Here is a 12,559-nt window from a genome sequence, read left to right on the forward strand (position 1 = left end):
GAGTGGAGCGCCGCGAGTTGCCTCCCCTGGCGGGGGAGGCAACTCGCGGACGGTGGATCAGTGGCCGTTACCGCGCAGGTGGCGGGCAGCCAGTGCGTGGAGTGTGCCGTCGTCGGTGGGGGCGAAGACATAGTCACCGCTGACGGAGAGCGCCGAGGTCACGGCGGCACCGAGGTTGTACTCGGACAGCAGCTTGCCGGTGGCGCGGTCCAGGACGACCAGGCGGCCGTCGCGGGTGCCCGCGTACACCAGGTCCTTGGTGACCAGGGCGTGCATCGCGGGCGAGTTGAGGTCCCCGCTGCACCCCACGGGGGTCCTGCCGTGCTGGTAGCCGACCTTGGTCTCCCAGATCGGCTTGGACGGGTCGGCCGCGGTGGTGTCGTAGGCGCGGATGGCGCCGTCGCGGCTGGCGACGTAGGCGGTGGTGCCCCAGATCGCGGGGCTGGTCAGCGGGGCCGGGCCACTCTCGCCGCAGCCGCTGCCGCCGCCCAGCGGGGACTGCCACTGCACCGCACCGGTGCTGACGTTGTGCCCGCGGACGCCGCTGTTCGTCATCGTCACCAGCTGGGGGTCCCCGTTGGCCGGGTCGGTCAGGGCCGGGGAGGAGTGGCTGGCGATGTCGCCGTTGGTGTCCTTCGCCCACAGCTGGTGGCAGCCGACGAGGTCCATGGCGACCACCGTGTTGCTGGAACCGGTGTGCAGGTAGGCGATGTCGGAGCCGGGCTGGCGAACCGCCGTGCTGTGGAACTGGCCCCAGCTCGTCGCGCCGTTGAAGCCGCCCAGCAGGTCGCCGGTGTTGGCGTCACGGCACTCGACCTTGCTCCAGTTCTGGTAGACGGCGACGGTGCGGTGCTCGGCGTTCAGGTCGAAGACGGTGACCGGACCACCGGCGCGCCCATAGCGGCGGACGGTGTCGCCGTACTGCTTCTCGTCCTCGATCTGCTGCCAGACGACGTGGCCGTCCTCGGCGTCCAGAGCGTAGATCCGGCCGACGGCGGTGGTCAGGTAGACCTTGCCGTCGTGGTAGGTCGGCGCCGACTCGGCGTCACCGTCCAGGTAGGTGCGCCAGATCTCGCGGCCGGACTTGATGTCGTAGGCCAGCATCATGTGGTGCGGCGAGTCGAACGCCCGGGAGGAGACGATCACCTTGCCGTCCACGACGACCGAACCGTTGAGGTTGAACTGCTCGCCGGTGTTGGCCGCCCACTGCAGGTCGAGCTCGGTGCCCGGGTCGTCGGCGCTGGCGGAGCGACCCGCCTCGTCGCGACCCTGACGCAGCCAGTCCTGGCCGGCCTTCGGCTCGGCGACCTTGCCCTCGGGCACCACCGTGAAGGTGTTGGTGACGGTGGGCCACGCCTTGCCGCGAGTGTCGACCGCGGTCATCTCGGCCGTGTAGGTGTCCGGCTGCATGCCGGGGAGGCTGCTGCTGATCCGGGTCCAGGAGGTCCGGGCGGCCGGGCAGGGCTCCGGGGTGCCGCCGGGGGCCGTGTAGCAGTTCTCGATACCGGTCTTGCGGACCTTGGTGCCGAACTTCATCCGCTCCTTGTGCCAGCGGACGTGGCCGCGCGAGTCGCGGATGGTCAGCGAGGCCGTGGCCGGGGTACGACCGGCGTCCTCGGTGTACAGCTCGATCGGGATTCCGGCGCTGTTGCCGTGCACACTGCCCTGGGCGGGGCTGACCAGCCCGACCGCATTGCGGACGTCGAACTGGCGGTGGGTGCCCATCACATAGCCGGTGTCCTCGTTCTGCTTCGTGTTCGGGTCATCGTAGATGCCCTTGAAGTCGAGGATCTTGAAGTCCGCGCGGGCACCGTCGATGCCGTACTCGCCCTGGTTGTTGATCTCAACCGAGCGGTCGAAGGCACCACGGCGGTACTCGGCCTGCTGGTTGTGGCCCGCGGCGAAGAGTCGCACGTCGTACTTCGACAGCTCGTCGACGGTCGGCTGCATGCCGGCCCCCGGACCCCACTGGGTGAACAGCGAGCGGTGTGCGAAGACGAACACCTGCTTGCCGACTGCGTGGCGCTGGAGGTCCTCGCGCAGCCAATCCAACTGCGGCTTCAGGCCGCTGGAGTCGTAGTTGTCCTCAAGGACGACGATGTGACGGCCGTTGCGGTCGAAGCTGTACCACTCCGGGCCGAGGTTGCGGCGGTAGTACTCCAGGCTGCCGCCATAGCCCTTGGAGGTGGCGGTGCCGCCGACGTCGTGGTTGCCGACCACGGGGTAGAAGGGCATGCCGAGCTTGCCCTCGGTCAGGCCCTTGCGCAGGACGTCGTAACCGCCCTGGCGGCGCGGCTCGTCCGCGTAGTCGGTCACGGTGTTGTCGCCGGTCGTGATCGCCATGGTGGCGCCGTCGACCTCGGACATCGCCTCGACTTGCTTGGGCCACCACTTCGACGCGCTCTCGGCGGCGCCGTCCGTGGTGTTGCTGACCTCGATGTCGGAGTTCATCACCCACTTTTCGGTGGGGTTGGCGGCGTTCCTGTCCTTGACGAGGGCGAAGTCGATGCCGGAGCCGCCCTCCTCCGGGACCTTGTGGAAGAACTGCGGGATGTAGTCCTCACGCAGTGCGGGGGTGTAGCCGTTCGGGGAGACGATGCTGATGAGGTCGGTCTCCCGGCGGGTCGGGTCCATCTGAAGGCTGTACGAGCCGTCGGGGCCGGTCGTGGTCCAGACGGAGCCGTCGGTGACGTCGACCCCGGGCATCAAAGCCTCGCCGGCGTCGCGCTTGCCGTTGCCGTTGGTGTCCTCGAACACCGTGCCGGTGACGGTGACGGTGTTCGCGGTTGCCGCTGCGTCCTCGAGGAGCGGAGCCGCTGCGGCCACCTGGGGAGCCAGGCAGGACAGCGCGACGGCGCCGACGGTGGCCAGCTTGACCCGCTTGCGGTTGGCGCCGACCTTGGCGACCAGCTGGGCGAGCTGGAGCCGCCCGGTGCGGATCTGCCACACCGCGAGCAGCAGCGCGGCGGCCAGCGCGATGCCGAGCGCCACCGCTGCCCACGGGAAGGTGGGGAGCGCGTGGGCACCCGATGCGTCGACAACGGGAGTTGCTGCGTTGGCGTTGACGGTGGTGCCGTCGAACTCGGTGACGACCTGGGTCAGCCCGCCCTGCTTCAGCATGGCGCTCAGGTCGAGCTTGTCGACGTGGCAGTTCCACGCGAGCTCGACCACGACGCCGCCAGGGACGCCGCCGGAGTCTCCGGCGACGCCGGAGCCCGTGGCGGGGCAGCTCGTCGTGCTCAGCAGGCGCGAGGCCCAGACGCCCGCGTTCTGCGGTGACACCACGTCACGGTGGACGATCAGCCGCCCGCTGGTGACGTCGGTCTTGGTGGAGACGACGAGTTCGCCGTGCTCCGGCGACACATGCGCCGCGGCGGGCTGCACACAGATACCCAGCATGGAAAAGAGCACCGCAAGGCCAAGCCCTGCTGCTCTGCGTAGGAATTTCATAGGCAAGGAAGCTAGCTTGACTGGACAAGTTTCGGATCCCAGAGAGAGTGATCTTCATCGAACGGCCCCGGGGAATTCACGTGAGGACGCGTCAGGTCTCGACCTCACCCCGCAGTCCGCCCGCAAACCGACAGGTCAGCCCTGGAATTGTGTGGACGAGCCGGGCAGGTTCGGATGTACTGACTCTGCCGCCCGCTGCGCTCAACCGCCTGACGGAGACACGCAATGTGCGTGCACGGTATGCCGCTGCAACACCTACCAGACACCTGCCACGGATCTCCTGCGGTTAGCAGATTTGTCCGGACAACTCTCCCTATCTCAAGGCGCGTAGCGTGCGCCGGGTAGGGACGGCCGACCAGGTGAGGACACCGTGGGCGGCAACCGTCTGCTGACGGGCAGTGGATTCGATCGCAACAACGTGCATCCGGTCGCCTGCCCCGGCGCGGATCCGCCGCCTCTCACCTGCAGGAGCACCACGCGCAGAGAGACCGTCCTCCCTCACCCAGCAGGGCCGCACCCGAGGCGTCGGCACGATCCATCAGCCGCTCGACGACCTCGTCCACCAGCTTGTCCTCGACCGGCTCGGCGACGGGCATCTCCCTGTCGTTCATGTTCGTCCGTTCCGGCTGGCGAAGGCCCCGGCCAGGCCCCAGCCAGCCTGTCACAGCGCGGACTTACACGATCTTTCAGGCACACCCTCGTCACACTCCTCCGCCACGTCGCAACCGCGACGTCGGCCGCAAGTGTGGCGTAGTGGAGGGCCCGTCCGGGCGAGTTGGGTGTCCCTCGAACGTGTGTTGACGATGTCCCGGGGCCGTCGGGAGGGCTTACGCCTTGTCGTGGGCGTCGAGGAACGCTTCGAGGCCGGTCAGGTCGTCGGTGTTCAGGAAGTCGACTCCGGCGGCGAGCAGTTCACGCCAGAGCGCGTCGCGGGCCGGGCCAGGCCGGTCCGGCGTGGCCCAGAAGCGGACCTGCTGTCCGCGCGCGTGGGCGGCGGAGACGATGCCGCGCAGCTTGTCCCGCTCGGCGGCGGGCATCGGGCCGTCGCCCTGCCAGGTGAAGTTCAGGGTCCAGTTGTCGCTGATCAGCGAAGTGAAGGTGGCCGGGGTCGCCGTGCCGAGGTCGGACAGTCGCCCGTCGTAGAAGGCGTGACGCACCTGCTGGGCCTGCATCGGGCCGCGGGCGGCACGGTCGCCCGAGATGACGGCCGTCAGGGCGGCGGGGCGCACCTTGCCGTGCGCGTACGTGGTGAACAGGTGCCGATAGCGCTGGAGGTGGCGGTCGAGTTCGAGGTACGTCGACGAGCCCTCCGTCTTGATGTCGATGAGGAGCTGCAGGGGTTCGCGCCAGCCGCGGTAGACGGAGCCGTGGTTGGCCTTGATGCGCTGCGCCAGTGGTTCGAGGTAGAGCGATTCGAGGGTGCGGGAGGGGTCGAGGTCCACCGGATCGTGGGCGACGAGCAGCTGCCCGCCGACGAGGTAGATGTCGGCCTCGACGCTGCCGAAACGGTGGTCCAGCGCGTCGAAGAGGGGCCGGGTGTGCTCGTAGTCGTTGTGCGCGTGGGCATGGAGCAGTGGACGGGGACCACGGCCGCGCTCGCTCGCCTGCGCGTACGCAGCGGGGGCTGCAACAGCGCCGACGAGGGCGGCGCCGAGGGTGGTGAGGGCTCTGCGGCGGGTGGTGTGGAGCATGCTCTGCCTCCCTGGAGTACCGTATGTGACGCCAGTGAGTATGGGGCCAATGCACTCCAAAGGGTGTGCGTGGAACCGGAGTTGGCCGGATCGACTTCACCGGTTCACTTCTGCGGACGGTGTTGTCGACGGGTCAGGCTGGTGCATGAGTTGAGTTGTGTGGGGTGTGGTGGGGCCGGGAGGTGACCCCAGGGGTCAGGCCCCTGTGAACTGGGCGGTGACGCCGGTGATGCGGTCCCCAGGCGGCGAAGCGGACCCGTTCCGGGCTGGCTGCACCGCAGTCCCTCCGGGAGGCCTCGGGCCGGCGCCTGGCCGCCGGTCAGCGCAACGGTCGCCGCCGGGGTCACCGTGGTGACCCCGGCGGCGACAAGAACGGCCCCGAGGCCGACGGCCAGGCCTCGCACCCGGGGCGGGCGGGCGGGGGGCCTGCGGATCCTGTCGTCACGTCGCCTGTCGATGGGGGTGGTACGGACCGGATGGTCCCCGCACCCGCTTGGTGCGACGCCGTTCTTGGGCGCCGCGCCTCAGTGCTGCGGCGGTGCGGTGGTCGGCCCGAGGTCGGGCTCTTCGCGCAGTTCCACCGTGAGCGGGGCGCTGGTTCCGCCGAGGTCGAGCACGAGGATCTCGTTGCCCGCTGCCCGCCACAGTGGCGCCGGGGCGTAGAGGGTGCGCTGGGGGCCCTTCTCGGTCCACAGGCGGCCGAGGAGGAAGCCGTTGAGCCAGACCAGGGTGCGGTCGCTGCCTGGGACGGCGAGGAAGGCGTCCGCCGGTTCCGGTAGATCGACGACGGCGCGGTGGAAGACGGGGCCGTCAGCAACCTCGGTGGCCGGGGTGGTGGGCAGAACGCTCAGATCGTCGAGGGTCAGGACCCGCACGTCCCAGCCGAACAGGTGCTGGTGGTCCAGGCGCACGCCGGCGATCAGACCCTTGCGGTCGGCCAGGTGCGGCCCGTAGTTGACCCGGCCGAAGGGTTCGACGAGGATCTCCAGCTCGGCGCCGCCCTCGGGGACGACCAGCTCCAGGGTGGGGGCCGGGTTGTCGCGTTCGAGCACGCCGACCAGCTGTCCGTCGAGGAAGACCTGCGCGAGGTCCCGGACGCCGTCGACGGTCAGCGTGGCGGGTCCGGCAGGTCCGTTGATGCGGTGACGGTAGTGGACGAGCCCGTGGTGGTGGCCGAGCTTCTCGATCGGTTCGGGAGCCGGGCGGCGCAGCGGGGTGGAGAGGAGATCCAGGCTGTCGCGCAGGGCCGCGACGGGAGCGGCGGCGACGGTCCGCGGGCGGACGCGGCGCGCCTGCCTGGGCAACTCGCCCTCGGGCAGCGGCACATAGCGGCCGATGACCTCGCGGAACCGATGGAACTTCTCGGTCAGCTCGCCTGCCTCGCCGATCGGGGCGTCGTAGTCGTAGCTGGTGACGGTGGGCATGTAGCCGGGGTCAGCGAGGGTCTTGCCCGTGTGGTTGGCGCCGGCCCACCAGCCGAAGTTGGTGCCGCCGTGGCCCATGTAGATGTTGACCGATCCCCCGGCGGCCAGAATTCCTGCCAGCGCCTCAGCGGCGTCGGCGGCATCGCGGACGTGGTGCACGTCCCCGAAGTGGTCGAACCAGCCGTTCCAGAACTCCATGCAGACCAGCGGGGAGTCGGGCCGGAACTTGGCGAGCTCGGCGAACGCCTCCTTGGGGTGGGAGCCGAAGTTGACGGTGGCGAGCACCCCGGGCAGCGTTCCGCCGGCGAGCATGCGCGGTTCGGGGCCATCGGAAGTGAAGAGCAGGCAGTCGATGCCCCGGGCGATGAGACCCGTCTTCAGATGCTCGAGGTAGTCCGCGTCGTTACCGTAGCTGCCGTACTCGTTCTCGACCTGGACGGCGACGATGGGGCCACCCTGTGAGACCTGGAGTTCGGCGAGGACGGGGATGAGCTGGTCGAACCACTGGTCCACTGCGGCCAGGTAGGCCGGGTCGGCGGTACGCAGGTGCAGGGACTCGTCGGCGAGCAGCCAGGCGGGCAGGCCACCGAGGTCCCACTCGGCGCAGATGTAGGGACCGGGGCGGGCGATGACGTCGAGTCCGAGCGCGTCGGCCTGGCGGATGAACGCGGCGACGTCGTGCCAGCCGTCGAAGCGGGCCGGGCCGGCGGTGGGCTGGTGGAAGTTCCAGGCGATGTAGATCTCTACTGTGTTGCAGCCCATGGCCCGCAGCCGTGCCAGCCGGTCGTGCCACAGGTCGGGGTGAATGCGGAAGTAGTGCACGGCGGCCGAGACCACGCGGTGCTCGCGGCCCCCGCGCAGGAAGCGATGGCCGTCAACGGTAAGTGCTGGTCGTGTGTTCATGCGTGGTGCCTTCGGTGATGGTCGGCGGGGTCCGGCTCGGACGGCGGTAGGCAGGGTCGGGCGGGCGGCGGGCACCGCCCAGGGATCGATGGTGCCCGGCGCCGACCGGTGAAAGGGGTGTCAGCAGGTCCACTGCTGGTTGGTGCCGGCGGCAAACGGTGGCGATGTGCTGAGCAGCCCGGCGCGGTTCCTGCGCCTCGTGATCGGTGCATGGACCGCTCTTTGCGAGAGTGGTCCGGTTACTTGACGGCACCTGCCGTCAGACCGCTGCGCCAGAAGCGCTGCAGTGCGACGAAGGCGACGAGCAACGGGACCAGTGAGACGAACGCCCCGGTGATCGGGAGTATCGGCGGGACGCCATTGGCGAACGACGAGCGCCACTGGACCAGGCCGACGGTCACGGGCAGCTTGGAGGCGTCGTTGAGCATGAGCGCGGGCAGCAGGTAGTTGTTCCAGACACTGACGAACTGGAACAGAAAGATCGTCACCAGGGCCGGGGACATCACCGGCAGCGCGATGCGGAAGAAGGTCCGCTGCTCCCCCGCTCCGTCCATACGCGCCGCCTCCAACAGTTCGTCCGGCACGGACGCGGAGGCGTATATACGCGACAGGTACACCCCGAACGGGCTGACGAAGCTGGGCAGAAGAATGGCCCAGTAGGAGTTGGTCAGTTGGAGCTTGGCCATCATCAGGAAGAGCGGCAGGGCGAACATCGGCGCGGGGATGAGCACCGACGCGAGAATCACGTTGAAGATCGCCTCGCGGCCGCGGAACCGGTACTTGGCCAGTGCGAAACCGGCCATGACCGACAGCAGGGTGCTGACCGCGGCGCCGACCAGGCTGTAGAGCGCACTGTTGGCCAGCCAGGAGGAGAACACCCCTCCCTGGAAAGAGAAGACCCGGCTGACATTGGCCCCCAGGTCGAAGTGTGAGAACCACAGCGGGCTGCCCTGATAGAGGTACCCCTCGCCCTTGGTCGCGGAGACCATGAGCCACCAGAGCGGGATGAGGGTGTAGAGGGCCATCAGGCCGAGCACTGCGTTGACGACCAGGCGTCCGGTGAGCGGGGTCCGGGTGGCGGTCATGCGTCGGCCGTCCTTCGCTGAGTGAACTTCAGGAACCCGAAGGAGAGGACCAGCGTCACGAGAGCCAGCAGGACGGACTCGGCCGCGGCGAGGTTCGGGTCCGCCTGCGAGGCGTTGAGCGTGGTGTTCATGATCGGGCTGAACTTGTTGGATGCCCCGGGGATCCGCGCGGCCGCCAGCACGGCGGGCTCGGTGTAGAGCTGGGCGGTGCCGATGATGGAGAAGACCGTGGTCAGCACGAGTGCCGGGCGGACGAGCGGGATCTTGACGTGCCAGGCCAGGCGCCAGCCGGTGCAGTTGTCGAGCGTGGCGGCCTCGATGACCTCGCCGGGGACGGTCTGGAGTGCCGAGTAGATGATCAGCATGTTGTAGCCGGTCCAGCCCCAGGTGATCATGTTGCCGATCGACGCCGGGACCCAGCCGGCGGACAGGAAGTCAGTGTGGATGCCGATCGCGGCCAGCGGCCCGGTGAACGGCGAGAGGTCCTTGACCAGCAGGAACGACCACATCACGGCTGCGATCGCGCCCGGCAGCGCGTAGGGCAGGAAGAAGGTCAGCCGGAAGGTCTTCCTGAACCGGGCCGAGCGCGAGTCCAGCAGCAGTGCGAGCAGCAGGGCCAGGCCGAGCATCAGCGGCACCTGGAGGACACCGAGCAGCGCGACCCGTCCGAGCGAGCCCATGAAGTCGCCGTCGTGCAGCGCGTCGACGAAGTTGTCGAAGCCGGCGAACTGCGTGGTCTGCGCCCCGCCGAACAAGCCCTGACGGTGCACCTTGAAGAAGCTCTGGTAGAGGGCGTAGCCGATCGGCGCGAGCATCATCGCCGTGAACAGGACCCCGAAGGGGACCAGGAAGCCCGCGGCGTTCAGGGATGTGCGGCGACGGTATCGGCGGCTCGGCCCCGCGCCCGAGCGCGGACGCGGCCGCGCGGGCGATGGCGCGGTCTGTGTGCTCATGATGTTCCTCGCGCGGATGCGGTGCGGACTGAGATGGCAGGGCTCGCGACGCCGCAGGCGGCAGCGACGCCGCGAGCCCTGGGGAGCTGCTGACGGCCCTCGGCATCAGCCGCCGGTCACGGAGAGCCCCAGGCTCTTGATCTTGTCGATCGTCTTCTGCTGGACCGTCGTCGTCGCCTGGGCGTAGGTGCTCTTGCCGATCGCGTCCGAGTAGTCGGCCTCGACCTGACCGAACGTCGGCCCGACGACCCAGGTGGTCGGGATGTTGGCCGAGGACTCCTTGAAGACGTCGTAGATCTTCTGTCCGCCGAAGTAGGGGTCGCCCTTGGACAGCAGCGGGTTGTTCAGACCGGCCTTCGACGCCGGGTACAGGCCCCCGACCGTGATGCCGGTGCTGACCGCGTCCGGGTCGCTGGAGAGGAACGCGGCGAACTCCACGGCCTCCTTGGGCGTCTTGCAGCCGGACAGCACGGAGGTGGCCGAACCGCCGGAGTTGGAGCTGGTCTTGTCGCCGGCAGTCCAGGTCGGCATCGGGGCCACGGCCCACTTGCCGGAGAGGTCCTTCAGGTCGCCCTTGATGCCGGGGGCGGCCCAGGCGGCGTTCACGAAGGTCATGACCTTGCCGGCCTCGGACGCCTTGTCGAAGTTCGGATCCCAGGCGTTGCCGTTGTTCATCACCTGCTTCTTCGCCTTCAGGTCCTGCCAGAACTTCGCGACCTGCTGCGTGCCCGGGTTGTCGATGGACACCTGCCAGGAGCTGCCCTGCGTGCCGAACCAGGACTTGCCGGTCTGCCAGGTCAGGGCAGCCATGTCGTAGGCGTCCTGCGGCGCTGTGCCGAAGGCGACGCTCGGGTCGGCGGCCTGGACCTTGGCGGCGTCGGCGGCGTACTCGTCCCAGGTCGCCGGGGGCTTGGCGATGCCGAACTTCTTGAACAGGTCGGTGCGGTAGTACAGGGCCATCGGGCCGGTGTCGACGGGGATGCCGTAGACCTTGCCGCCGGCCGAGGACGCCGCGACGGTCCAGTCCAGATACCTGCCGGTGTCGCCGGAGGAGTACGACGTGATGTCCATCAGCGCGTTCTTGACCAGCATCGACGGGATGTCGTTGTAGGTGACCTGCGCGAGGCACGGCGCCTTGCCGGCGGTGATCGCGTTGGTCATCTGGTCGTAGCCGCCCTTGGCGCCCGACGGAATCTGCTTGAACGTCACCTTGGTGTCCGGATGGGCGGCGTTCCACTGGGCCGTGATCTTGTCGTAGCCCGGGGCCCAGCCCCAGAACTCCATCGACACCGGCCCGGCGTGGGACGCCCCGCCGGAAGCGCCGGCCGAGGCGGAGCCGTCGGAGCCTGAACAGCCGGTCGCCAGCAGTGCGAGGGAGACAGCTGCCGCCGCCGCGGCGGCGGATCCGAACGTGAACGTGCGCATGACTTCCTCATTCAACGGTCGCGAAAACAGGAAAGGTGAAACGCGGCACGGCCAGAAAGGTTAACCGAGCAAGCGAGTCAGATAATCGCAGGTGAATTATTAAGCACGACCGCACCAGCGGGTCAATGGTCGCGTCGGATATTTCCAATTCTTTATGAATGCGACTGACTCAGGGCAGACGTCGCCGACACACGGCTCTGACCAGCCAATTGATAGCAGGAGAAAGCACGTGTGGCCTATTGATGGATTGAGATGCCCAGTCGTACGGAATTCGGCAACGTCGACAAGCCGACATGCATGAACATGAAAAGCCGAGCGCATGCTTCTCAATCGTCCGGAGAATTCAGCAGCCAGGAGCACCCCTCCTCGGCACCGGTTAATACGGGGAAAAATCGGAGCGGCGCGCGCGCTCAGGACAGCCGGGCACGAACGGACTCCCTGATCACCAGACAGGCGGCGCCGCGCGCCCAGAGCCCCTCGCTCGCCTCGTCAACCTTGATGACGCAGTCGCGCGCCGCCGTGGAGACCGCGCACCGTTCCAACGCCGCCGTCATGGCCGGCCCGAAGTACTCGTAGGCGACCGTTCCCTCCCCCGCGATGACGATCAGCCCGAGATTGAGCAGATTGCACAGGCAGGCGAGGCCTCGGCCCAGGGCATCCCCCGCCACCGCGAACGCGTCACGCGCAACCTGACGCTCAGCCCTGGCACCGGACCGCGCCAGCTCCGTCACAGCGTCGAAGTCGGCCTCTGCTGAGCCACCCGCCTCCCGGAACATGCGCAGCACCGCGTCGGAAGAGGCCAACGCCTCCACACAACCCCGGTTGCCGCAGGCGCACTCGGGGCCGTTCGGCTCGATCGGGAGATGTCCGAACTCGACAGCGAGTCCACTCACTCCGGAGTGCAGCACGCCATGGAGCATCAGCGCACCACCCACGCCGCGCCCGACCGAGACCACCGCGAAGGAGTCGACGTCCCGCCCCTCGCCGAACCAGCGCTCGGCGATGACAAGGGCGTTCACGTCGTTGTCGACGACCACCGGGAGCCCGGTCGCAGCGCTCAGCGGTCCCGCGACGTCGACATCCTTCCACCCCAGCCGGACGGCGGAGCGACAGATGCCGGCCGCCGCATCGACGTGTCCGCCGACCCCCACGCCGATGCCCAGCACCGCCGCGCCGGGATCGGGGGCGAGCGCAAGGAGTTCCGCCGTCAACGCAGCTGCCACGGACAGGACTCGCTCGGGCTCGAGCGAGTCGAGCGGAGCGACGAGACGCGCGAGCTGCTCCGCCCCGATGTCGGTGAGCACGGCGGCCACGTGCGTGCGCGCGATCTGGACGCCGACGACCAGGTGCTGTTCGGTGTTGACCCGCAGCAGCCGCTGCGGCCGGCCGGGCCCCGTCACGCTCTGCTGCCCGGTCTCGCTGAGGTAGCCCCCTTCGATGAGCGGCGACAGCAGCCGCGTGACCGTCGACGGCGACAGCCCCAGACGCTGGGCAATCACCGTGCGCGAGATCGGCCCGGCCGTGAGCACCTGCGCGAAGATCTCGGCCCCTGTCTGGTCAGGGACCAGTGCCCTCATGACGGTCACCCATGCCTCCCACACACGGTTAACTCCATCGTCACCGAGAGT

The 12,559-nt window shown here is 68.7% G+C and carries 8 protein-coding genes; all 8 read right to left on the reverse strand.

From position 1 onward, the window contains the following. Positions 1–57 precede the first annotated feature (57 nt). A complete protein-coding gene (locus BIV24_RS11450; RefSeq protein ID WP_079168181.1) occupies positions 58–3,399 on the reverse strand; it encodes an outer membrane protein assembly factor BamB family protein in 3,342 nt (1,113 codons plus the stop codon). Between the two features lie 509 nt (positions 3,400–3,908). After that, complete coding sequence (locus BIV24_RS34315; RefSeq protein ID WP_177198684.1) at positions 3,909–4,061, reverse strand: hypothetical protein; 153 nt, start codon at positions 4,059–4,061, stop codon at positions 3,909–3,911. 216 nt (positions 4,062–4,277) lie between these two features. Further along, positions 4,278–5,141, reverse strand: a complete 864-nt coding sequence (locus BIV24_RS11455; RefSeq protein ID WP_071366139.1) for a phosphatidylinositol-specific phospholipase C/glycerophosphodiester phosphodiesterase family protein — start codon at positions 5,139–5,141, stop codon at positions 4,278–4,280. 524 nt (positions 5,142–5,665) lie between these two features. Beyond that, positions 5,666–7,468 (reverse strand): glycoside hydrolase family 35 protein, encoded by a 1,803-nt coding sequence (locus BIV24_RS11460; protein ID WP_071366140.1) that lies wholly within the window; start codon positions 7,466–7,468, stop codon positions 5,666–5,668. A 239-nt stretch (positions 7,469–7,707) separates the two neighbouring features. Further along, entirely contained in the window at positions 7,708–8,553 is an 846-nt protein-coding gene (locus BIV24_RS11465) for a carbohydrate ABC transporter permease (RefSeq protein WP_071366141.1), read from the reverse strand. Beyond that, positions 8,550–9,506, reverse strand: coding sequence for a carbohydrate ABC transporter permease (locus BIV24_RS11470; RefSeq protein WP_071366142.1), 957 nt, complete (start codon positions 9,504–9,506; stop codon positions 8,550–8,552). The genes BIV24_RS11465 and BIV24_RS11470 overlap by 4 nt, the downstream gene beginning before the upstream one ends. 105 nt (positions 9,507–9,611) lie before the next feature. After that, entirely contained in the window at positions 9,612–10,931 is a 1,320-nt protein-coding gene (locus BIV24_RS11475) for an ABC transporter substrate-binding protein (protein ID WP_071366143.1), read from the reverse strand. Between the two features lie 410 nt (positions 10,932–11,341). Beyond that, positions 11,342–12,508, reverse strand: coding sequence for an ROK family transcriptional regulator (locus BIV24_RS11480; RefSeq protein ID WP_071366162.1), 1,167 nt, complete (start codon positions 12,506–12,508; stop codon positions 11,342–11,344). Positions 12,509–12,559: the final 51 nt, after the last annotated feature.

The sequence above is a fragment of the Streptomyces colonosanans genome (assembly GCF_001866645.1).
GTDB classification, from domain to species: domain Bacteria; phylum Actinomycetota; class Actinomycetes; order Streptomycetales; family Streptomycetaceae; genus Streptomyces; species Streptomyces colonosanans.